The sequence below is a fragment of the Paenibacillus sp. J22P51 genome (genome assembly GCF_059692215.1).
On record NZ_JCAUAZ010000001.1, the window covers coordinates 229,181 to 254,501 of the forward strand.

Annotated in this window: 17 protein-coding genes; 1 reads left to right on the forward strand and 16 read right to left on the reverse strand. The window is 46.5% G+C overall.

The features are described 5' to 3' along the window. Positions 1-48: 48 nt before the first annotated feature. Positions 49-924, forward strand: a complete 876-nt coding sequence (locus AC58QC_RS00690) for a helix-turn-helix domain-containing protein (RefSeq protein WP_497413290.1) — start codon at positions 49-51, stop codon at positions 922-924. 59 nt (positions 925-983) lie between these two features. Here the strand turns inward: AC58QC_RS00690 and AC58QC_RS00695 are convergent, their stop codons facing one another. The 16 genes from AC58QC_RS00695 to hutH all read right to left on the reverse strand — a co-directional run bounded on the left by AC58QC_RS00695 (position 984) and on the right by hutH (position 25,218). Beyond that, positions 984-2,123, reverse strand: coding sequence for a cation:proton antiporter (locus AC58QC_RS00695; RefSeq protein ID WP_497413291.1), 1,140 nt, complete (start codon positions 2,121-2,123; stop codon positions 984-986). A 190-nt stretch (positions 2,124-2,313) separates the two neighbouring features. Beyond that, entirely contained in the window at positions 2,314-3,327 is a 1,014-nt protein-coding gene (locus tag AC58QC_RS00700) for a LacI family DNA-binding transcriptional regulator (protein ID WP_497414045.1), read from the reverse strand. An 82-nt stretch (positions 3,328-3,409) separates the two neighbouring features. Beyond that, a complete protein-coding gene (locus AC58QC_RS00705) occupies positions 3,410-4,990 on the reverse strand; it encodes an ABC transporter substrate-binding protein (RefSeq protein WP_497413292.1) in 1,581 nt (526 codons plus the stop codon). Positions 4,991-5,031: 41 nt separating this feature from the next. Next, a complete protein-coding gene (locus AC58QC_RS00710) occupies positions 5,032-5,928 on the reverse strand; it encodes a carbohydrate ABC transporter permease (protein WP_497414046.1) in 897 nt (298 codons plus the stop codon). Between the two features lie 57 nt (positions 5,929-5,985). Beyond that, complete coding sequence (locus AC58QC_RS00715) at positions 5,986-6,960, reverse strand: ABC transporter permease (protein ID WP_497413293.1); 975 nt, start codon at positions 6,958-6,960, stop codon at positions 5,986-5,988. Positions 6,961-6,977: 17 nt separating this feature from the next. Then, positions 6,978-9,761 carry a beta-galactosidase gene (locus AC58QC_RS00720; protein ID WP_497413294.1) on the reverse strand — a complete coding sequence of 928 codons (2,784 nt, stop codon included), beginning with the start codon at positions 9,759-9,761 and terminating at the stop codon, positions 6,978-6,980. Between the two features lie 274 nt (positions 9,762-10,035). Next, on the reverse strand, positions 10,036-11,568 hold the full coding sequence (locus AC58QC_RS00725) for a response regulator (RefSeq protein WP_497413295.1): 1,533 nt from the start codon (positions 11,566-11,568) through the stop codon (positions 10,036-10,038). Beyond that, positions 11,546-13,381 (reverse strand): sensor histidine kinase, encoded by a 1,836-nt coding sequence (locus AC58QC_RS00730; RefSeq protein ID WP_497413296.1) that lies wholly within the window; start codon positions 13,379-13,381, stop codon positions 11,546-11,548. Before AC58QC_RS00730 ends, AC58QC_RS00725 begins: the two co-directional genes overlap by 23 nt. A 23-nt stretch (positions 13,382-13,404) precedes the next feature. Beyond that, positions 13,405-14,700, reverse strand: coding sequence for an ABC transporter substrate-binding protein (locus tag AC58QC_RS00735; protein ID WP_497413297.1), 1,296 nt, complete (start codon positions 14,698-14,700; stop codon positions 13,405-13,407). 225 nt (positions 14,701-14,925) lie between these two features. Beyond that, positions 14,926-15,234 (reverse strand): hypothetical protein, encoded by a 309-nt coding sequence (locus tag AC58QC_RS00740; protein WP_497413298.1) that lies wholly within the window; start codon positions 15,232-15,234, stop codon positions 14,926-14,928. 302 nt (positions 15,235-15,536) lie between these two features. Continuing rightward, positions 15,537-17,363, reverse strand: coding sequence for an FAD-dependent oxidoreductase (locus AC58QC_RS00745; RefSeq protein ID WP_497413299.1), 1,827 nt, complete (start codon positions 17,361-17,363; stop codon positions 15,537-15,539). 408 nt (positions 17,364-17,771) lie between these two features. Beyond that, positions 17,772-18,632 carry a DUF421 domain-containing protein gene (locus AC58QC_RS00750; RefSeq protein WP_497413300.1) on the reverse strand — a complete coding sequence of 287 codons (861 nt, stop codon included), beginning with the start codon at positions 18,630-18,632 and terminating at the stop codon, positions 17,772-17,774. Between the two features lie 304 nt (positions 18,633-18,936). Continuing rightward, complete coding sequence (gene hutG, locus AC58QC_RS00755; RefSeq protein WP_497413301.1) at positions 18,937-19,914, reverse strand: formimidoylglutamase; 978 nt, start codon at positions 19,912-19,914, stop codon at positions 18,937-18,939. Beyond that, a complete protein-coding gene (gene hutI, locus AC58QC_RS00760; RefSeq protein ID WP_497413302.1) occupies positions 19,911-21,218 on the reverse strand; it encodes an imidazolonepropionase in 1,308 nt (435 codons plus the stop codon). The genes hutG and hutI overlap by 4 nt, the downstream gene beginning before the upstream one ends. 15 nt (positions 21,219-21,233) lie before the next feature. Continuing rightward, positions 21,234-22,916, reverse strand: coding sequence for a urocanate hydratase (gene hutU / locus AC58QC_RS00765; protein WP_497413303.1), 1,683 nt, complete (start codon positions 22,914-22,916; stop codon positions 21,234-21,236). Positions 22,917-23,655: 739 nt separating this feature from the next. Further along, positions 23,656-25,218, reverse strand: a complete 1,563-nt coding sequence (gene hutH / locus AC58QC_RS00770) for a histidine ammonia-lyase (RefSeq protein ID WP_497414047.1) — start codon at positions 25,216-25,218, stop codon at positions 23,656-23,658. Positions 25,219-25,321: the final 103 nt, after the last annotated feature.

The window sequence follows — 25,321 nt, forward strand, 5'->3', positions numbered from 1 at the left end:
CAGCCATGTTACACTGATCTTATCGGATCAGCAGGAGGCATGGACACTATGAAATTCTATGAAGACGTGGATTTACATGAAATCCCCTATCGGTTCAGCTATCGCAAGATAACGACAGATAATTATAAAGGATACTACCATTGTCATCAGGGTATGGAATTTCTATATGTTCATCAAGGTACTGGACAGATAGTGGTTAATCGTAAAGTGTACCCCATTCAGTCAGGCACATTTCTCTACCTGCAGCCATATCAACTGCATCATATACAAGTTGACGTTAAACCAAATGCACCTTTTGAGCGATCGATTATCTCTCTAGAGCCCTCTATATTTGAACACTATTTCGCATCATTCCCACACTTGCATACTTATTTTCAGCATTTGTGGAAAAACGAAGTTGAGGAGCAGGTTCTCCAACATATTGATCAGATGAGCTTTATCCATCCCTTATTTCAGCATCATCATACGATGTTTACAAACTACCAGGACCATGAAAAACAGCAGAATTTCGCTTTATTTCTCCTCCAGATGTTCCAATTTCTCTATGCAAATGGATTTGGAGATCCCGTTGAGAATGGCTTAATTCCGCAGAGACAGCTTCGTTATTCAGAAAAGATCATGAATTGGCTGGAGGCACATTATTCCGAGGAAATTTCACTTGATTCCTTAGCGGACCAACTGCATATATCGAAATATTATGTGTCTCGTGTCTTTAAACAAGAGACTGGTTCGACATTGATCGAATATATTCTTGCGAGGCGAATCAGACAAGCCTGTCATTTATTAACGCTTAGCAACAAAGGGATTGAGCAGATCAGCATAGAGGTGGGGATGAACAATTTCCCGTATTTCTGTCAGGCTTTTAAGAAGCTAGTAGGTACCACGCCAATGAAATATAGAAAAAAGCTGCAGCAACAAGAATAAATAATAAAAAAGGTCAGCCGAATTTACTTCGACTGACCTTTTTTACAATGTTCGATACGTCAATTTGATTTCGGGAAAAATAGCTTCAACATAGGCGGCGTGATCAAGGTAGTGAGAATGACCACCATAACAATCGATGTAAAATATTCCTCTAATAATAGCCCAGATTCTAATCCCGCCGCGGCAATAATTAAGGCCACCTCACCTCTCGAGACCATACCAGAGCCGATTGCTAGCGAAGATCGGTGATTAAACCCAGTTATGCGAGCTCCGATCCCTCCCCCAAGCATTTTTGTCACAACTGCAATTAGCGAAACTAGTAAAATGAACCCAATGTTATGACCAAGACCAGCGAACGTAATGTTTAATCCAATACTCACAAAAAAAACTGGAACAAACAGGGTGTAGGCGATGGGTTCAACCTTCGTTTCAACAACATGCTTATACTTGGTTTGTGATACGGCAATCCCGCCTGCGAAGGCACCAATGATTCCAGCAACACCCATCATTTCAGCAAAATAGGCAAATGAGAAACAGATAATAAGTGCAGCGCTCATGACAGCTTGGCTTATATGCAGTGGTGCTAAGATTTTCATCGCAATTGGAACAACAAACCATCCAGCAAGAATGATCGCAACTAGGAATAACACCTTTTTCATGATTAGCAATCCGATTGAGGTATCACCCACTGTGCCAAGAAAGCTCATCATGACAGCGAGTAGAATAACTACAATGACATCATCGACCACAGCGGCTCCCAGAATGGTCGTACCCTCCTTGGAGTCTAGTTGGTTCATTTCTTTTAACGTTTGGACAGAAATACTGACCGAAGTCGCACAGAGCAGTAACCCTATGAATAACGACTGCGTATTCGAAAGCCCAAGTGCAACCGAAATGGTGTATCCGCCAATAAAAGGTAGAATAATGCCGCCAACGGCTACCGCAAAGGCTGACTTCCAATTTCCAAGTAATTTATCTAAATCCGTTTCTAATCCTGCAATAAACATAAGTAACAGTACGCCAATTTCTGAAAAGTACGTAATAAATGCATTAGGATGTATCCACCCTAAGAGAGCAGGTCCCAAAATAATACCCGCAATTAGCTTTCCCAGCACAGCAGGCTGCCCGATTCGAACAGACAAATCACCCGCGACTTTCGTTGATAATATGATTAGTACTAAATATAGAAGAAATTCCATGTGTGCCCCCTTTTACCCCCATTATTTTGGTAGCATATGACAAAAGTAACTGCCTATTCACAGGCTCTTCTTAGAAAACGACAGAAAGAGCCCGTCAATGACAGGCTCCTCCAGGTCATACTTATTCAATTAATTCTTATAACTATACAACAGAAGTCTTATTAGTTCAACCCGCGATCCTTCCTTCTCATTATGTACTCTGCCTAATCAGTAGCTCAGGCGTCAGAACCGTCAGCTTCTTCACCTTTTCTTTCTGAATCAATTTGGATAAAATCGAGATCGCCTGCTTACCCAGTTGTTCACTATGCTGCGAGACTGTCGTTAGCTCTGGATTCATCGCCGATGCTAATTGGGTATCATCAAATCCTGCAATCGCAATATCCTCCGGGATCCTCATTCCCCGGGAAATAGCCACTTTCATTGCACCAATGGCCACATAATCGTTTATGCAACAAATAGCCGTGGGACGTTTCGGCAGCTCAAGAATGGCATTCATGAGTCTAACCCCGCAGGACATAGAGAAATCCCCTAAGCGTACCCACTCCTTGCGAAAAGGGAGATGATTCGCCTCAAGTGTACGCCGGCAAGCTTGCAGCTTCTCCATCGTAGTTGTCGTTTGCCCGTTTCCTCCTAAGAAACCAATCCGACGATGTCCACGATCAATCAAATGCTGAACAATCAGCTGTGTGCCCATGAATTCGTCCGTTTTCACACGATGACACGGATGCCCTGGCAGGGTGCCATTAATGAACACGACGGGAATTTTCTTCTGAATATCCACCACTTCCTGCACTAGGGCCTCCGGGCAATGACGTGCATTAATACGGCCGCCCATGATAATAAGACCATCCACCTGCCTTTCACAGAGTAAATTTAAATATTCGGATTCTCTGCCGCAATCGCTGAAGGTATTGCATAGAAAAAGGGTGTATCCCAACTTTTGCGCAGCTCTCTCCGCCCCTCCGAACACCTCTGGGAAAAACATGTTGCTGCTATCTGGAAACAACACGCCTATCATTCCGGTCTTCTTATTCACAAGGCTGCGTGCTAAAGCGTTGGGCTGAAACTTATGTTTTTCGATGATGGCCATAATCTTCTGCCTGGTCGAGGCCCGAACGGGTGCAGTATCATTGAGAACGCGGGAAACCGTCGCGACGGAAACGTTCGCTTCCCTAGCAATATCGTAGACTGTAATGGTTTCCAGGAGCTCACTCTCCGTTACGTCAAAATGAAAAGCGAAAGATCGAAGGCCTGTTCTGAAACAGACCTTCGATAGGATACATCACTTATTTCGTGCTTTCTACCATTTTTTTGAATTCGTCCAATTGCTTTTGTACTTCCGCCATTACCTTGTCAAAACCGGCAGCTTTCAAACTCGCTCTGAAATCTTCTACCGCTTTCACAGGGTCACCCGCTTTTCCGTGAACGATCGCAGGTCCCTTTTGTCCGACTACTTGTGTAATTGCCGTTAACTCATTCGTGACGTTGGATTTGTCGAAAACAAATCGGCCGTAAGGATATGCCTTCTTGATCTTATCATAAGAAGCAAACAAAGCGCCTTTCCCAGCCCAATCTTCTCCATTAGGGATTTCGTTCTTATCGATGCGACCACCCCAGAAGTTAGAGTAGAATTCATCTCTTTGAACATCATACCCGTCAGGACGGAAGCGTTTTCCATCTTTCACGACATACTGCACGCCTTCAAGACCATAATTCATCAGACGATAGATTTCAGGGTCTTGACGAATAAGATCATAGACCATTAACGCGCGCTCTGGATGCTTACTTTTCGCACCAAGCGATGTTCCACCATGGGTAATCGACATCGAGACGAGGTTATTTTTGGTCGCCGAGAATGGGAAGAATTGCAGATCTGAGCCTGGCTGCAGCTTATCCATTTTGATGCGCTCGCCGAGATAGGTTTGCGTATGATGCTGATCCACGGACGTTTTCCCCGCTTCGAGCAACGAACGGTTGTCGCCTTTGTAGTTCATGACATCCTCGCGCCAGAAGCCCTTATCACCCCAGTCTTTCATCATTTTGGCAAAATTCACGAACGTATCATCGAGGAAAGGGCTATACGCTTTATACTTATCCGCATAGGATTTGCCGTAGATTAATGCGAACATACCTGTATTTATTGGGAGCTCAATCGCGTCCGTGTAGGAATTGATATATCCGCCGACATGGTCTGATGACGTACCATTCGTATCCCAAGGAACTACACCTGGCTTCTTATCCTTGACACCTTGCAAGTATTTCTCTAAAGTCTTCCAGTCCGTGATTGGCGACGTTATCCCGAATTCCTTCGCCCAATCACCACGATATTGGAAGCCGTGATTCACCCATTGTGTATAGTGATCTTCTGGAATTAGCATGATCTGATTCTTGTATTTCGTCTCTGCCCAGTTCTCTGCCGGTACTTCCTTCCACGTGATCGGTGCATAGGTTGGCAGAAGCTTATCTAAGGGTTGGAAAGCGCCCTTTTGCGCATTTTGCCACGTATCCAACCAGTCTGTTGCCACTGTAATTAAATCAACAGGCTCCCCGGATGCGAGTAATAAATTGTATTTTGTTTGCCAATCGGCCCATTCCACCCATTTTATTTCCAGCTTGGCATTGGCCTTTTGTTTCAGAAGGGCGTTCAGCTTTTCCATCACTTTCTCAAACTGGCCATTTTTCGGCTTGTCGCCCAACATGACATATGAAATCGTTTGGAACTCAGAAGTATCGATTTTGCCACCTGCTGCCGTTGCAGCCGCTGTCGAATTGGGATCCGTACTGCTTGAACTCGTACAGGCTGTCAAACTTACTGCGAGCGTTGCTGCGAGTGCGACACTAAGCACTTTCTTCTTTGTCTTTAACATGGAATTGCCTCCCCATCAATAATTTGGTCTATGGCTTGACGTCAGCCTTTAACAGCACCAACGGTAATACCTTGGATAAAATATTTCTGAATCATCGGGAAGAACAGAATGACGGGGCCGGTTGCTACAACGGCTGTCGCCATTTTCATAGACTCCATCGGCATATCTCGGGGTTGAACGTTGGAGGAAACCGACGAATTTTTGATAAAGTCCGCACTGGTAACCACATTATAGAGAAATAATTGCAAGGGCCTATATTTCAAATCTGGTGAAAGGAAGAGCATGGCATTGTACCATTCATTCCAATACCCGAGCGCAATGAATAAGCCGATTGTGGCCAAAGCTGGTGTCGTCATAGGCAAGATAAGCCTTGTAAAAATTCTGAAATCACCTGCTCCGTCCATTTTGGCGGACTCTGTTATCGCATGAGGGATCGATGTGACGAAGCTTTTCATCATAATAATGAGAAATGGGCTCATGAGTCCTGGCAGCAGAACCGCTAAATAATTATCCTTGAGGTGCAGCCATTGGGTCATGATTAAGTAGTAGGGGACGACCCCGCCTTGGAACAAAGTAGTAAAGTAGATGAAAAAGGAGATCCGATTCCGATAAGGAAAGTCTGGGCGCTGCAAGGAATATCCCGTCATGGCGACAATGAATAGTCCGATGATTGTGCCAACGATCGTGATCCCCATCGTCACCCCATAGGAGCCAATAATCATGCCAGGATTCTCGAACACGATTTTATAAGCAAACGTACTGAATTCTCTTGGCCATAAATTATAACCATGCAAGGTAATCGATTTCTCCGAAGTGAATGAGGTTCCAAGGACGAGTAGAAACGGCACTAGGCAGCATAGCGCGAAAAACCCTATAAAGATGTAGCCGAATAGTCGTATGGCAACGGATGAGAAATCTCTTCCCCTCTGACGTGCGATGACTCGCTCCACTGGGTGTCCCTCCTAAACGAACAAGTTAGATGAATGCTATTTCTATTAGAACAATGTGTTTTCGGGCGAAGCTTTCTTAACAAGCCAATTCGCTGTGATGACGATGAAGAAGCCAAATACGGACTGATATAAACTGACTGCGCTTCCTAATGAGAAATTGAAGTTGTTCATTAAGGATCGGAACACGAACGTTTCAATAATATCTGTCGATTCGAAGAGTGCTGTGTTATTGGCGCCAACTAAGTTGTAGAACAATCCGAAATTCCCGCGAAGGATGCCGCCTAAGGAGAACAGCAATAAGATGATGAACGTCGGCTTCAGCCAAGGCATTATAATGAAGCGAATCCGCTGCATAGCGTTGGCGCCATCAATTTCTGCGGCTTCCACGATTTCGGAGTCTAGCCCCATAATGGCGGCGAAATAGACAATCGAGCCATAGCCGGTGGAGTGCCACAAATACGTGATGACAATGATCAAAGGCCAAATCGTCGGGTTAGAGTATGTCTTCACGGGATCCCAGCCGATTGATTTGAGAATGCCGTTCAACATACCATAATCGTAGCTGAGAATGTTATAGGCAATGAGGCCGACAAGCACGAATGAGATGAAAAAAGGCAGGAACATCATGGATTGTGTGACTTTCTTGAACCACTTTTTACGAAGCTCATTAAGTAATATCGCAATGCCGATCTGCAGGATATTCCCAAATAGGATGAAAGCCAGATTATACGCAATAGTATTTGATGTTAGCTTCCAGAGCGCGCCTGAGGTTACCAGAAATTTGAAATTGTCAAACCCAACGAACTGACTGCCGAAGATCCCCGCCGAGTAGTTATAGTTGATGAAGGCAAGATATAGGCCAGGCATTGGCAAATACGACATCACTAAGAAAAATAGGATGGCGGGCACACACATGAGCAATAAAGTGCGGTGTGTCCAAAATCTACGCAACGGTGTCGCACGCTTTGTGAGAACCAATGGTACATCATTTACCGCTTGTGTTGTGTTGGCGGTTTTCATGCGCACGCCTCCTCCAATTAATTCGCGGATACGGGTAGGAAACGCAACGGCTCCAATACCGCATCCGCATCCAAAGCTACCGCTTCCAGCATAATAACAAGGTCATTCCCTGCTTCCTGCTCATGAAACCAAGCCCCGGGTAAATAAAATGATTCATCGCTGCCACCGCGGAAAACCGGCCTATTTGCACCGCCTTGGGTCCATAATCTCCCCACCAAATGACCATTGAAGAACACCGTCAGCTTCATATCACGGCCTTTGGCATAAACACGCCAGCCTAATTCCTCATTACAATCTTGAAGCTTGCTGTAGAGCCATGAGACTGCCCCAGGCTTCATCTTTATCGCATCTCTGACAGGTTGCGCGTCTGCGCGCGACATCTGCGCATGTTGCAATAAGCCTTGTTCCTGGCAACCCGCAACAGTCCACTTCTTCGCGGACGTTCCTTCGTACAGCGTGATTTGACCGTTCAAAGAGACATACGTTTTATCCAAAAATAGCGTGATTACCGCGTTTTCGCCTGCCTTTACATAAGGCGTCAGATCGAGAAAAGGATCATGTGGATTCACTTGACCAAGTGAATGTCCATTGACATAAGCATAAGCTTGCGTGAAATTACCCGGCGTATGCAGGATGAACGAATCGGCTTTATCCGTCAGCCTCACCTGCTTGCGATAGCAATGGTGCGCAGGCTGCTCCGCAGACAACCAGCCTCCAATGCTCACAATGGGCCACTGCCCATCATCCAAATCTGTGGCAGCGTAATCGTCCTTGTCATCCGTGGATTTCATGAGCTTGCAACGCCAGTTCTGGATTAAATCCCTCTCAGAAGTGACGCCAACTATGCCGGTAAGTCCCTTCAGACTGTTCAAATGTAGTCCAGGAAGCGTCGTATCGTGGAAATTCGTATGACCCCAAATTTCCGCGCGAGCCGTGAGTTCAGTACTAACGTGAATATCCTGAGGGATAGGCAGCATGCAGCTTGTTCCGCCAGGCGTTACTGTACCTATATAGGCTTCTCCCGAATAGAGAGAGATCACATCACTAGCACGCTGTACAATAAAGCCTTGATAATCTTGCTGCAGCGGCAATTGCGCTTGATACCAAGCAAACCCGCGATAGATCCCTTGCTTTTCTAAATAATCGGCGCGATCTTTGGTGGATTTGTCATCGCTTGCAAGAGCAATGAGCGGGTCAACGCTGCTTTGCATCCATGTCGAGGCCATGACTTGGCATTCTGTGTTTCGCACCACTGGCGTTCCAATTTGCAGCTTGCCTTCTTCATCGACACCTTCCAACAGCAATGCACGAGCGCGACTAATACCGACGATTTCGAGCATTTGCCCATCGGCTAGCTGAATATAGGCTCTAGCATCGTTTTCCGCAGCTTGAAAGGATAAGGTAATTTGATGCTCACGAAGAGGGTCATGAACCTTCATCGTTGCGTTCTGTATGTCAATCTCCGACTCGAAGGAGAAACGCATTTCCCCTACTCCCTCCGTATGAAAAACGAGGAGAGTGCGCTGCGCATTCGCAAGCTGCTTCACATGCATGAGCTCTGCTGTTGCATAATCGAGTTGGCCGCCACCTGCTATCCCCCATGTTCGTAAGGGTATGTTCATTGGCAAAATAGGGCATTGACCTGAAACGGCTGCAAGTGAGGTATAGTGAGGAACCGATTTCTCTTCGAAGGTGAAGTGAATATCCCTATCTACTGCCGAGACATTCAATAGAAATAAGAGCTCTCCACCTTGTTTTAAAGTTAGTCGACTCGTTACTCCTTCAGTTGGCGATGCTTCTGCCAAAGATGACCCATAGGTTTGAATCACTTGATGCAGCAATCTGCCTTCGTACGCTTCTTCACGGATGTGCCCTTCAGGCGTAATCATGCCGTGGAAATCGTAATCTGATGTGAGAAACGATAAAGGGCTTCCCCAATTATTTGCAGCATTCGTAAAGCCGAAATTCGTTCCTGAAGCTTGCAAATAAGGACCAAGCAGCTTCGCTCCTGCTGATAACAGTCTTCGGAGAAGAAAGTGAGAACGATTCGTCTCGGTTACCAGTAAGGGATAGCCCCTACGAAATAATTCTTCTCTATAACAGAGAACTTTCTCTTCAAAGACCGGATCACGGTCATTCGGATAAAAATTACAGGTTGGCACAACTCCATCAGCATTCCCGGTTGCCTGAAACAAACCGCCTTGACCCGCACACGCGATCAAGGGTACTTGGATTGCATGCTGAATGGCCATCTCTCTCAATGCTGATATGTATCCTTTGGGATCCGAGCAAGGGTAGAAATCAAGCTCATTCTCCAATTGCACAGCGATAATAGATCCGCCCTGCCCATGTTCATATTTCTGAAGAATGGGCAGAATCTGTGCATACCATCTAGCCACATGCTGCAAGAACAGGGGATCATTATCCCTCAGTCGCAGATTTTCTTTGACGAATAAATAAGCAGGCAGTGCGCCCCCATCCCACTCTGAGCAAATATAGGGTCCTGGTCTTGCAATGACCCATAAGCCAGCTTCCGAAGCCTCCTGAAGAAAATAAGCGACATCTTTCTCTCCGCTGAAATCCCAATCCCCTTCTTCGATCTCATGATGATTCCAAGGAAAATACACATCAATTGCGTTATAACCAAAGGCCTTTACTTTACGTAATCGCTCTTTCCATACTGCGCGAGGGAGTCGAAAGTAAAATAAAGAAGCACAGAGAATGATTGCTGATTTGCCATCTATTCGCATCGCTTCGGGCGATAATTGAATGATCTGATCTTGGCTAATGGATCGCTGCAATGGTTAACCCCCTCAGTTCATCTCTCTAACAGGCATTATGAAACCCGTTTCATTCGCCAGATATGTGTGATTGTTGTCCCTAAGGTCAGTATAGAAGATATATAAAGCGCTTTCATTGAAGAAAACTTCTAAATATATAAGAAAACTCCGATGTTTCTGACTTCCATGCATAGCAAAAAGCTGTGAATTATAACTGAATTCACAGCCCCATGCCTTCTATATTTTACTGATTTCTTATAGAAATCACAGAATTAACGAGATATTTACTATATATTTAAGACTCACATCGAAACTCTTTGACTGTTTTTCCTTCAAGCTCTTTAAACACTTTACAGAAATAGGAGGTTTCTTGAAAGCCCGTTTTTTCAGCTACTTCATAAACCTTTACCGAAGCATCCTGGAGCAACAATTTCGCCTTGCGAATTCTACAGCGATTCAAATATTCTACGAATCTTAGCCCTGTCTCACTTTTAAACAAATTGGAAAGATAGTTAGAGCTAAGATGAAGGTTTTCTGCCAGCATGGCTACAGTTATATCCTCTGCATAATGCTCTTCAATATAGGCAATGGCTGTTTGAATTTCCTTCCGAAATGTTCCATGCCCCTTCGATTCACACATCATTTCTTTCGTCCAATCCCGGAATAGTTGTTTCAATTGGTGAAAGGATGGGAAGGTTTCAAGTACACGATTCAATTGTCGAAAAGTTACCTCCGCACTAGGCGAAAATGTACCTCTTCCGATTGCCGTTGCTTTCGCTAGGATGGTCAACTCATGGAAATAGGCTTTTAATTCCGCTAAAGGGGGCTGTCTTTCCAACAGAAGGTCAAAGAAGATCTCCATTTGCTTATCTACTTCTGAGAATTGTCCGCTTTGAATCGCAGTCGATAAGGCTTTCATCGAAATCGTTGTACCCACTATTTCTGTGGGTTTCCTACAGGAGTACGCATAGACTTGACCTGTCCCTTCATAAATCGATCGTTCAAGGGCAGCTTCTGCTTGCTTATACAACATCGGCCAATCCTTTAATCCATACCCGATTGAACTGAGGCCAACGGTCATGGCCGTATTATCATTCCTTTTCATCATGAGCAAAGCTGCTTGTCGCAGCAATTCTTCATTACATGCTCGTTCACTTTTTTCATGTGGCATATACGTCATGACCACGGATCTATGATCTGAAATGGGAACGAATACGGGGTTAGCACCTAGTTGTGAGAATAAGGTGGAATCGCCACTCAAGTTGCACTCACCTTCGATGAGGAGTACGGCTGTTGGCCCATGGGAAATCGGAAATCGAATCGCCTTTACCTGCTCCTCCATCTCATCCACTGACTTCAATTCCCCGAATAGGAGTTTACGTCCTAGTAAATGCCACATTTCCTGTAGATTCGCGTCTCGAATAATCGCTTGTCTCTTCAGATGTTGATCCGCTTCAATTTTCTTATTCATTTGATGAAGCAATTGCTGCAAGGATTCAGGCTCCAAGTCATGCTTAAGCAAGTAATCCTCAGCACCTAGCTTTAAAGCTTCCTTAACGAAGCGGAAATCATCGAAGGAGCTAAGCGCTACGATCTTGATCGAATCATCGTTAAGCTTCACCTTCTGGATCAACTCAATCCCATTCATCTCAGGCATCGAAATATCTGTCAGAATCAAATCAACATGCTGCTGCTGTAATAAATCGAGGGCATGCACACCGTTCAATGCTTCGCTCACAATTTGGAAGCCGTAATCTTCCCATCGAATAATCGATTTAATCGCGTATCGGTAGATCGCATTATCCTCAACGATCATGGCTTTCAGCATGTTCAGCCCCCCTTTGTCGATTTATTTTATAGGGAATACGCACAATTGCTTTGGTGCCCACACCTATCGCACTCTCGTAGCTCAGCCCATATTGCTGCCCATAATAAAGCTGAATGCGTTCATGTACATTGTGGATCCCAATCCCTGTCACACCAGGGACTGATTCTTTCTGTGAGGCAATTTTCACAAGATTCGAGGCTGCTGTTGTATCCATACCTTTGCCATTATCTTCGACGATCAGTGTTAAAATTTGCTCATCAACGTGCGCGCTTACCTGAATGCAGCCAAGCCCTTTGGACATTTCGATCCCGTGAAGAATCGCATTCTCAACCATAGGCTGCAGGATAAAATAGGGCACCTCACTCGTCATCCACTGCTCATCCACGTCATACGTGATTTGAAAAGCATCTCCATAGCCTATTTTCTGGATAAACACATAGTTCTTCAACTGCGTGATTTCTTGGGCTAAGCTATGATATTCACTAACGCGCCGCACGGAGGATTTCAATAAGTCAATGACCGAGCTTACCATTCTTTCAATCTCCGGTTGTTTGTTCATCCGAGCATACCATTTCACTGTGCCAAGTGTGTTATAGAGAAAATGAGGATTAATCTGGCTTCTTAACACGGTGAATTCCGCTTGCTGCTTGGCGATTTGCTCCTTGTACACGGTATTAATGAGCTCATTGATCCGAGCAAGCATGAAATTAAACCGGGTCGATAAACTGCCGATTTCATCTTTCCCTAATGGGGTTATTCTCACGTCAAAATTGCCATCTTCTACACGTCGCATGGTCTGCTCCAGAATTTTGATATTCCGCGTAGATGAATTGGACAGGATGGCAGCAATGCCCGTTGAGATCAATACAGCTAATAATGAAACAAGGATAATAACGAAAACTAATACTTGTGTACCTGACAACAAAACAGACATCGGAATAAAACAAAGTACTCGCCATCCCAAGGTTGGTGTTCGTTCTTGTACGAATAAATGGCTATCTGCGCCTGCAAATTCCACGGTGGCCATGGCCTCATCCTGTACAGACAGTTCATTGTTAATGCTTTTCCGGATGAGCTTGTCTGTTTCAGGGGTGCCCCCGCCTACTAGCAATTCATTTAATGGGTTAAGAATCGCGACATTATTCTGCTTAATGATGGAACTCCCACTGCCAAGAGACAGAAAATAGCTAGCATCAATACTGAATATTATCGTACCTAAGCTGCGATCGATTTGGTTCACATCAATGAAATCTCGAACGAGAAACACTTCTTTTTGATTTCGAAAAGAAGGTGACCATCCCATCGTAAGATGATGCGTTTGCAGATAGTCCTTCCCACTTACCGTCATGGAAGAAACAGCTTCGTGATTTAGTGTATGATCCAATCCTTTTTTATTCTCCCACCAATACAATTGGCCTTTGCTCGTTTGAATCATAATGGCATTCAAATATGGATTGCTGTTTCCATATTGTGCTAGCAGAAATGCCATGCGACTTCGGAAAGCAGGATAACTATCACTCGTTACTTGTTCCCCTTGTTCAGCCACAATTTGCCGAATGCTCGTATCACTGAGGACATACACGGAGGACGTGAAGGCTTCCTTCGCTTTACTTTCAATATTATCCGAGACCTGGTCAATCACTTGCATGGAGAGATCCTTGGTATTGGCCTCAATGAACTGGGTTGAAGCATAGATCGCAGCCCCGCCGATGGTTGTGGAGATAAATAAAATGAGAATCATATTGGAAAGAAATAGCTTCGTACGAATTCGAAAATCTTTGATGCGATTTGATACCGACTGAATTCCAATCATTCATCCCTACTCCTTACCACTTCTCATTTGGAGAGTCTACGAATTTGATTAAACGCTTGATCCAACTCTTGCACACATTGTTCCACATTATGTGCTCGGTCTATGACGAATTTCGTAATCGCATTGATGTATATCTTCTGCAAATCTTGATTGACGAAATCGACAGACAGACTCGACCAATCGTACGTTTTACCCGTTTGAATATACGTTGTGTCTAAGTCGATATAGGTAGGATCGAAGTCTTTCGGCAAGCCTTTAATGACAGATAATGCTTTCTTTTTGGTCTGGAAAATGTCGCCCATTTGTTGTGTAGCAAACAGCGCCAACGTTTGTAAGGCCGCTTCCTTATGAGGTGATTTGGGATTGACAACAATGCCTCCTGTCGATTTCAATCCGAAGATAGCCTTGTTCGGGTCAGTCGAATAAGGAAATGCGAACAACCCCAGATTGCTTGATGGATTTTTGGATTTCACCCCATCAATCGTCCAAGTCCCATTGATAATCATCCCAGCTTTTCCTTCCGCAAGGAGCGTTTGGGCTTGGTTCCAATCTGTATCAAATGGCCGTTGATTGACATAATTCAACCGTTCAGCATACCGTTGCAAAATATCTTTGAAATGAATCTGGTCTTCCGCAAAGGAAGTTTTGCCTGCTTCAATATCCGCAAACCAAGAGCGATTTAATGCATGTTGATTCGCCAATAAATCCGCCGCGATATCCCAGCTAATCGTCCAAGAATCCTTATATCCGGCGGCGATAGGTGTGATCCCCACTTTTTGCAGAGCTTCACAGGCATCTATAAATTGTTTCCACGTCTTGGGAGGTTCCTTAATATTCGCTTTAGCAAATGCCTCTTTATTGTAAATGACACCAGCACCATTCACATCGATCGGCAGCGCCCATACTCGCCCATCAGATGACTTCACACCATTCAGGTAACGCGCATCGATGCCAGCTAAGAAAGGCTGATTGCTTAAATCCATCGCGTAGCCTGTCCGAATAAAATCCTGCGCCGTATCCAAATTATCAATCATATACATATCTGGCATTTGGTTGGATACTGCCAAGGTACGCAGCAAGCTCAAGTAGTTGCCTCCATCGACACCTGTAATGGCGAACGAATACGATGGATGCTGATCAGTAAATAACTGTGTACCGATCTCAAGCCATTTACGAGCGCCTTCCTCATCAAAATGATGAATCCATGACAGTGTTTGTTCTGTTGGTTGCTTCTTGAGTATATTCGCTGCGTTCTGAGACTGACAAGCCGTTAGCCACATACATAGCGCTACTACAAGGCAAATCCCGCGAAATTTCATCCCATCACTCTCCCGATGATAGCGTTTACAAATAATTCGAAAGACATCATCGTTTTCTGATCTCACATGAAGATTGCCGTTCATGAAGTAAAAGATTCTGTATAGTTTACTATAAGCGGTTTATCTCAATTAGAAAAGGGCCGAAAACCCTAAATAGGAGTCTTCGGCTGTTATTTACTTCATAATGCCAGTTTCCGTCAGATTTACTTTAACCAACAAAATCACTTAAGCAGTGTGCTGACCACTCACAATCAGGTCATAGAACAAAACTGCAGGCTCGTTGAAAAAATCCAAAAGCTCCGTGTCGCTGACGGTCGTTTGACCGCTTTTCTCCGTGATTTCCTTCCCCGCCATTTTTCTATAGAGCTGCGCAGCATCGGAATTCAAATAATCATGCCCCATCGTAAACCAGCCAATACAGCCATCCTCCTCATGAAAAGCTATTTCAAGTATGGGAAGGAGGCCGTCCACAAGGTTATTGAACTTACGGGACGGCCTCTCGCTGTAGTGATGAAAAACATCACTACAGATCATTAAAACTGTCCCAGTCCGATTTCAAGTTCTGTAACATTGAAAAACATCACTATAGCAGCAGAACAGCCGATTTTACGTTCTGTAGTGATGAAAAACATAACTACAGATCAGAAAAAACTATCCCAGCCCGATTTCAAGCTCTGTAACGTTGAAAAACATCACTACAGCAGCAGTACAGCCGACTTTCTGATCTGTAGTGATGAAAACCATCACTACAGATCAGAAAAAACTGTCCCAGTCCGGCAAAAGCGGCTTACGTTTTCATTTGCTCAACTGAACATTCCTCTACATTGCCTTCACGTTCAATAACATCGAATTTCAAAAATTCGCGCATGATCCAATCCATTCGTGCTTAGAACCTCAACGCGGAGTTTCCTTACTTGATTCAATTGAACATGGCTTGTAACCTGGCGTTGGTAGTTATCCTTAATGTCCATCACTTGACGAGAATCTTCTGTATTCGCCATATACGCAATCATACGGAAATCCTTCAAGGTTTCCGACTGCGGCCCCCATTCGTTCTTTTTGTGCAAATTATCCTCCTGGGTCAATGTCAGTCTCCGGTGCATGCCTGTGTCCAGCACGATTGTTATTTCGTTAATGGATACGGGAGTTTCCCATTCCAGCTCAATCCAAGGCCCCCGGTCTTCAGGCAGTGACATCCATCTGTGTGTACCGGGAAGGACCAAATCCAGTCTGACGCCGTTCGTTCCATGCATGGAACGGGTGTATCCGTCTATAATATTCGAAGCTTGCCCCTCTGGTTGCTCAGATGAAGCTCGAACAACAGCTTGGCTTGCCAAATTGTCACTCGTAGGAATACCAGGAAGGAATGCATCCTGTTTAATAAGCTGCTGTTGCGTTTTCCGAATTAATTCTTGGTTTTGATACGCTACATCAAGCGGAAGACCTTCTTTAATCGCCAGTGCCGCAAATGTACCAGCACCTTGCCCCATCACACCGCAGGTTGCCATGACCCTGGTGCTTGAGAAGGCGATATGCGTAGCTGAAATATTGCGTCCGGCAAACATCAGATTCGCTACATTGTCACTAATCAATGCTCTTAACGGAATGCCATATACATGATTTGTATGCGGTTGATGGCAGGGATCAATCTCTTTGGCATCTATCCCCTGTGGCGGATGTGTATCCATTGGCCAGCCTCCATATGCGATGACATCCTCGAAATGGACGGCATGTTCCAAATCACCTTGTGTCAGCATATGTTTGCCAATAAAGCGACGAGACTCCCGTTTACCAGGCACGAAGCCGAACCAATCAAGTGCCCAATTCTCCGACTCGGGATGGTATCCGCTATTTTTGATGTGATCCCAGACACCCATCATGATGGCGAGCAGCTCATCGCGAATCATTTCGTTATCAGAGATCGTATCCAATAATCCGCCAAATTCCACCCACCAATACCCATATTCCCACGAAGTATGACTACGGTATTTCAAATCCTCTTCTGAATAGTGCTTCGCCCAAACAGGCGGAATAAATTTCATCGGTTTACCCATATTTCGAGCAGTGAACAAAAGCGAAGAACCGAGACGATATGTATCGGATTCCTCCCCTGCAAATGACTCCCCAAATTGCTGCGAAGATTCCCTGCCTGTCGTAAATAAGGCTCCCGCTTCTTTCCCGAGGCGACCATCTCCCGTACAATCCATGAAGATATCCGCGAATATCTCGAAGCCATGCTCCGTGCTTTCCCTTGTTGCCAGCGCTGAGATGATCCGGTCTCCATCCATTCTCACGCCAATAATCGCCGTATTCAACATCAGCGTTAGATTCGCTTCCGCTCTGCACTTTTCATATAAAAGGAGATCTAACATGGATGCGCTTCGCTGTGGATTGCGTACTGCACATTCAAGAAGGATTTCTTCAAGGATGCCGCCCTCTCTTGCTTCCGTCTCTAATACCGTTCCCCGCTTGGAGTGAGCCGCCCCGACGATATGCATCCGAATCTCTGAAGAGGCATTGCCTCCCAGCACGGACCGATCCTGACATAGAATCACTTTGGCACCATTGCGAGCAGCCGCCAATGCAGCTACTACCCCGGAAATACCGCCTCCGGCAACTAATACATCCCCATGAATTTCTAGTTTATTGTTTTCTCCACTCATGATTTATGATCTCCCCCTTTTTCTCTGTATCTTGCCTATAGAGCTCTTTTAGTGGCACCATAGACTCCTGTGGAACGTAATATTTGAACGGCGCCTGTGATACCGAACGTATCTTTTTTTCCCGTTGCCATCCGGATCCTTCTCCGTAAACGCTTTCGCAACAAATTCGCCGAAGCCATGCGCACGTATTCATAGACACCCCTTCTTTCTTCTAATATTATATAATAAATTTGTTGGATATATTGTACCGTGACCGAAGTTTCAATCTTTACTGCACCCCACAAAGTGAAGCAGCTTATATATACTAACCAGAAGCTGCATATAGTCGTCAATCGTCAGCCAAAATAAAACAGCGCACACCCTTTCTATCTGGGTGCGCGCTGAGTAGCTGCATGTATTTTAGTTTAATCAATGCTTAAGTATAGGTTTCAATTGTGCTATGATATCCTCCATTTGTTTCGAGCAGTGCTCGTACATCTCTTTCGCCTTTTTATTATTCGTGGACAGTCCATACAACATTAAATCGCCTTCGCATTGTTTTAACGTTGCAAATAGCGTTGCTTTTTCCTGTGGCACAGGTACTGTGATCTTGTCATCAAACAAATCAACAAATAATTGGCCGTAAGAATCCACTTGACCAAGGAATACATTTTCAATCGTTACACCCAATTTATCCAACTCTGTTTTCAACCATCCCCGACTCAAACCGATAGTGGCTAATGCTTCATCCATAATTTCGCCATCCATGATCACGGATTGAGGCTCCTTCTCGGGTGCTACACTGATGCCCAAATGCTTTGCTGTTAATGGTAGATTATCTCGCGTTAAGAGCACATTCACTTCGCCGCTTGGTTCCATGATTGCAAATTCAACATCGGCTACTCTAAATACCGATCTTTTACGCAATTGCTCCATGAGTTCATCCGTGGTGAGACGTTCCTTCTTTAAATTATCTTCCAACACTTTTCCTTCTTTAATCAGCACAGTTCCTTTACTATCGATGAAATCTCGCGCTTTCTTGCTTTTTAACTGCAAAAATTCAATTCCCAGTGTACATGCTACCCAAACACCTATGGAGACCAAACCTAGATACCAGACCGAATCCGTATCCAACGAGATGTAGGCCGCAAGGTTACCAATAGAAATGCCTGTTATGTATTCGAAGAAGGAAAGTTGCGTAACTTGTCTTTTCCCCAACAGCTTGGTCATAAGGAAAAGTACAACCACCGATAATAACGTACGCAACATAATTTCGACCCAATCTAACACAATAGATCCTCCTCTTTAATCAAACGAATTTCCAATTGTATTCAATTGTTTGTAGTTCACATGAAATTTATGCAATTACTAGTTGTTTTTTCCAAAAACGTTCACATAGGTACCATTGGCATTGTCCGTCAACTCGACATAGCCTGTGGTTCCTTCTAGAAAATGATGCGTCTCCAGCAAAATCGCCATCAATCAAAATCGCTAAAGAATGATCGACTAACTTCAAGACGTCACAATAACGCCGCCAGCTCCAACAAAAAGGAGCGAGCGGCGTTTCTTTCACGCGGATAATCAATTTTATTCACTATAAAATTATTTTTGAGCGCGCAGCGAGCCCAGCCAAGAAGCTTAGCATGAACTGTACCGCTAGACGCGAGGTCACGTTACGCACATCGACGGTCGGATCGATGCAGACGAAGTCCAGCCCTTGCACCTGCGGCAGTGAACCGAGACGGTAGAGGGCATCCAGCGCATCCCACGGATTCATCCCGCCGGTACCGATCGCCGGGCAACCCGGTGCATAGGCCTGATCGATAACGTCAACGTCAAAACTCACATACAGCGCGTCCGTGCCATTACCCGCAAGATGAATCGCCTGGTCGAGCACCGAATCCATGCCCATCCGCCGTACATCACGCGACGTATAGACATGTACGCCTTTACTCTTCACATAGTCATGATAAGGCTTCGAATTCATGAAGCCACGAATACCGATTTGTACGATGTGATGTCCCTGAACCACACCTGATTCGAGGATACCGCGGAACGGCGTACCGTTGGTGACGCCTCCGTCTTCGAAATTGCGCACATCATGGTGGGCATCAAAATGAATAATACCCACTTTTTGACCAGGATGACGGTCAACGAAAGCTTTGACTGACGGGCAGCTCGTCGAATGATCGCCGCCAAAGATGATCGGGATCAAGCACGGTTGATCGTTATATAGCGCGCGCAAACTTTCCTCGATGCGGCGATGACATTCCGCGATGTCAGTCACATGCATTTGGATATCGCCGAGGTCACGAACGGCTAAGTCTTGCAGGTCAACACCATACTCCATCGAGTATGTAGTAAATGACTTGAACGCTGCACGAACCGCCGCCGGCGTTGTCGAAGCACCTGAATGCGAGATCGACGGCTTAGACAACGGGATGCCGATGATCCCTGCAAGCAATTGCTCTTGACCGTCCCACTGGTGGATCCACTGAGCAACCTTGGTTTCCATATGATCTCTGAACGCAGCTTGATCAGGCGGTTTGAGAAATGGATTCTCGTGGCTCATAGCGCAGCCCCCTCCTTACTTGACTCTCTAGTCACGATGGTACGATTCCATACGATCACGTTTCCGTTTTTGATGACACCAAAGGTATGGTTAATACCGAAATGATAAGGCAAATATGCGAGATTCGGTGCATCAAATATCGTTAAATCCGCACGCTTCCCCACTGCGATCGAACCGATATCATTTCCTCGTCCCAGCGCATTCGCCGCATTGATTGTGCATGCGGTCAGAATCTCCTCCGGCGTCATCTTCAAGTTCAGAGACGCCAGCATCATGACAAGCTGGATCGACTCGGTCGGACAGGAGCCCGGGTTATAGTCCGTTGAAAGGGCCACCGGCAGTTCATAGGTGTCGATCATGTCGCGTGCACGCGCATGTTTGGCCAGGCCGAGGTTGAACGAAGTGCCCGGTAAGAGCACTGGAATCACACCGTGTTCGGCCATTGCAGCCAAGCCTTTATCGGTCGCTGCCAGCAAATGTTCTGCAGAAATCGCACCGATTTCTCCTGCCAGTTCCGCTCCGCCAAGCGGTTCTATTTCGTCTGCGTGTATTTTCGGGATTAGACCGCTGCGCTTGGCTTCAATTAGAATACGGCGTGACTGCTCGACAGAAAAAACACCCTTTTCACAAAACACATCGCAAAATTCCGCAAGCCCCTCTTCTGCCACCTTGGGAAGCATCTCATGGACGATGAGATCTACATATTCCTCGGAGCGCCCTTTATATTCTAACGGCACTGCATGTGCCCCCATAAACGTAGATACAATATCGAGCGGGTGGGTATCATTCAATCGTTTCGCCACACGCAATTGCTTCAGTTCATCTTCCAAGGCGAGGCCGTAGCCGCTTTTCGCCTCAACAGTCGTGACACCATTCATCATCATCTCGTTCAGGCTTCGACGCGCCTTATCATATAGCTCCTGTTCACTGGCTGCCCTTGTACTTTGCACCGTGCTAAGAATGCCACCGCCTTGCGCCAATATGTCCAAATATGGGACACCTGACCGCTTCAGCGCCAGCTCATGTTCACGGGAACCGCCATGGACGAGATGGGTGTGCGGATCGACCAGCCCTGGTGTGACCATACGTCCGCCGACGTCGATGATCTTGACGAATCCGCTGTCCGTCAGAAGGCTACGCACATCTTGGACTGAACCAAACCAAGCGATTTTCCCCTCACGGATAGCTATCGCTGCATTCTTTATCACAAGAACATCCTTCATTTCTTGACCACTGCGCGGAGCATTTCCTGAAGGGGTAACCAAACGGCCAATCCCTATCACAAGCAAATCAATCCGTTCCATCTCCTCATTCCTCCTTCACTGTCCCTGCTCACGCATTGGGATGCGAATGCCGTGCTTTTCAGCTGTTTCAATCGCCTCGTCGTAGCCCGCATCCACATGGCGGATAACACCCATGCCGGGATCAGAGGTCAGCACACTGCGGAGGCGCTCATCTGCCTCATCCGTCCCATCCGCAACGACAACCATCCCTGCGTGCAGCGAGTAGCCCATGCCTACGCCACCGCCATGATGGATAGCAACCCAAGATGCGCCTGCTGATGTATTGATCAGCGCATTCAAGATCGCCCAGTCGCCAACGGCATCGGAACCGTCTTTCATCGCTTCCGTTTCACGATTTGGCGACGCCACGGAGCCACAATCCAAATGATCGCGACCGATGACAATCGGTGCTTTCAACTCGCCATTTCTCACCATTTCGTTCAATGCGAGACCGAATCTTTCGCGCTCACCATAGCCGAGCCAGCAAATACGTGCTGGGAGACCTTGGAATGCGACACGCTCACTCGCCATCGTAATCCAGCGACGCAGGTGATCATTTTCCGGGAACAGCTTCATTACAAGTTCATCTGTTTTGCGAATGTCTTCCGGATCGCCGGAGAGAGCTACCCAGCGGAAAGGTCCTTTGCCTTCACAAAAAAGCGGACGGATATAGGCTGGAACGAAGCCTGGAAAATCAAAAGCGTTTGTGACGCCTTGGTCGAAGGCGACTTGACGAATATTGTTGCCATAATCGAACACGACTGAGCCCCGTTGCTGCAGGTCGAGCATCGCTTGCACATGGGTCGCTATGCTGCTTTTCGAAAGCTTCATGTATTGCTCAGGATCCTTCTCACGAAGTGCGGCTGCTTCTTCCAACGTAAAGCCAATCGGGATATAGCCAATCAGCGGGTCATGAGCCGACGTTTGGTCAGTAACGAAATGCGGCTTGATGCCGCGTCGCACGAATTCCGGGTATATTTCCGCTGCGTTGCCCAGTAGACCGATGGCTAGCGCCTTATTCTCTTCCATAGCCTTACCTGCCAGCAGCAGCGCTTCATCCAGCGTTTCAGCAAGCACATCACAGTAACGAGTTTGAATTCGGCGCTCAATGCGAGTTCGGTCAACCTCGACTGCAATGACGACGCCCTCATTCATGGTGACCGCTAACGGCTGTGCGCCACCCATGCCGCCAAGGCCCGCGGTCAACGTCAACGTACCTTTGAGCGAACCGCCTGTATGTTGGCGGGCCGCTTCGGCAAAGGTTTCATACGTACCTTGTAGAATGCCTTGCGTCCCGATGTAAATCCAGCTGCCTGCGGTCATTTGTCCATACATCATCAGCCCTTTTTGCTCCAGCTCGCGGAAATGCTCCCAATTCGCCCATTTCGGCACAAGAACAGAGTTAGAGAGCAGCACACGCGGTGCACGTTCATGGGTTTTGAACACGCCAACCGGCTTGCCGGATTGGATCAGCAGCGTTTCATTGCTTTCCAGGCGCTGCAATTCGCGGATGATGGCATCGTAGGAAGGCCAGTTACGCGCTGCTTTGCCAATACCGCCGTAGACGACGAGATCTTCCGGTCGTTCTGCGACTTCCGGGTCAAGATTGTTCATCAGCATGCGCATGGCAGCCTCCTGTACCCAGCCTTTGCAGGACAGTTCTGTACCACGAGGGGAGCGAATTTCTCGTTTGGATTCAGTCGAGTTTTTATTTGTCATCGGATGGTTCCTCCTGAAAAAATAATTATTTCGAGCAACTCCTTGCCATTCACCCTTACTGCATACGAATTAGTCGATTTTTTCGAGTAGCTCCTTACCATTCACCCTTACCGCACACGAATTAGTCGATTTTTTCGAGTAACTCTTGCCATTCACCCTTACCGCACACGAATTCGTCGATTTTTTCGAGTAACTCCTTGCCGTTCACCCTTACCGCACACGAATTAATCGATTTTTTCGAGTAACTCCTTGCCATTCATCCTTACCGCACACAAATTAGTCGATTTTTTCGAGTAACTCCTTGCCATTCACCCATACCGCACACGAATTAGTCGATTTTTTCGAGTAACTCTTGCCACTCACCCTACCGCACACGAATTCGTCGATTTTTTCGAGCAACTCCTTGCTGTTCACCCTTACCGCACACGAATTAGTCGATTTTTTCGAGTAACTCCTTGCCATTCACCCTTACTGCATACGAATTAGTCGATTTTTTCGAGTAACTCCTTGCCATTCACCCTTACTGCACACGAATTAGTCGATTTTTTCGAGTAACTCCTTGCCATTCACCCTTACTGCATACGAATTAGTCGATTTTTTCGAGTAACTCCTTGCCATTCACCCTTACCGCACACGAATTAGTCGATTTTTTCGAGTAACTCCTTGCCGTCCACCCTTACTGCACACGAATTAGTCGATTTTCCCGAGTAACTCCATACGTGGTAACATTCACCAGTGGTCAAAATAGCTCTCCTGCTACAGCCTCAACCGCTTGCAGCCACTCGCCTTCTAGCAAAGCTGTCGCCACGTTCTCGATATCACGGGAAGTAGAGCGGTCCTCCACAACAGGAGGAACGAGCGCCCGCAGCTTGTCGAACAGCACCCGAGTCGCCGGAGCAAGCCCCTCAGATCCCACAAATTCGGCAGCTTCAGCTGCACAAATCAACTCGATCGCTAACACCTTGGACACATTGTCGATCACCTGCGCTGCATGACGCGCTGCTGTTGTTCCCATAGACACATGGTCCTCTTGATTCGCCGAAGACGGTATCGAGTCCACGCTTGACGGATGGGCGAGTACTTTATTTTCCGAAACGATAGATGCACTTACATATTGCGTGATCATCATGCCGGAACCCACCCCTGGGTTATGGCTCAAAAAAGCAGGCAGTCCCCCGGATAGCGCTGGATTGACCAGCCGTTCAGTACGACGTTCCGAAATGTTTGCGAGCTCACTCATGCCGATTTTCAGGAAATCCATGGCGAATGCGATCGGCTGCCCATGGAAATTACCGCCGGAGATGACGAGACCTTTATCCACGAATAACAACGGATTGTCGGTCGCCGAGTTCATTTCAATGGCGATCTTATCCTGCACATAGGCAAGAACTTGGCGTGTCGCACCATGTACTTGTGGCAGACAGCGCAGCGAGTAAGCGTCCTGTACGCGAAGCTCGCCTTGGCGTGTCGTCAACTTACTGCCTTTCAGCAGGTTGCACAGATTTTTCGCTACGCCGATTTGTTCAGGATAAGGGCGTACCTGCTGCACCTCTTCCGCAAAAGCATCCGGAATGCCGCGCAAGCATTCAACCGTCAGGGATGCGATCACATCGGCGATTTTCGCAAGTCGTTGTGATTTTATTAGCGCCAGCGTACCGATGGACGTCATAACCTGAGTGCCGTTAATCAGTGCTAGCCCCTCTTTCGCCTGCAAGCTAATCGGTTTGAGACCTGCATTTGCAAGCGCTCTCTCGCCTGAAAGGCGTTCGCCATGGTAAAATGCCTCACCTTCGCCCATCAGCACCAGTGCCAAATGAGACAGCGGAGCCAAGTCTCCGCTAGCGCCAAGCGAGCCTTGCTCCGGCACGACCGGGTGTACGCCACGGTTTATGCAGTCGATCAATAGCTGCAGCGTTTCCGAGCGGATGCCCGAATGTCCTTTGGCCAGCGCGTTTGCGCGCAGCAGCATCAAAGCACGAACCGTCGGTTCCGGAAGCGGTCTGCCGACGGCGCAGGCATGGCTGCGGATCAGGTTAACCTGCAGCTGTACAGCGTCTTGCGGTGAAATAGACACGTCGCTGAATTTTCCGAACCCTGTCGTGACCCCGTAGACTACTTTGCCTGCAGCGACCAGTTCTTCCACCATTTTGCGGCACTCGACCACACGCCTAAGTGCCTGTTCATCTAGTTCTACCGGCACATTGTCATAAACAACCGCCGCTACTAACTCAGGTATCAATTGCTCCCCGTCTAATAAAACCGGAGTCGCTTCTAGGTTACTTTCCTGCTGTTTATATACCATCGCCATGTCAACACAGACTCCTTTCCTTTCTCGCTTTACCAAAAGAAAGGGACCGTACGGAAGTTGTTAACTTCCATACGGTCCCTTTTTTAAAAAAGAGGGT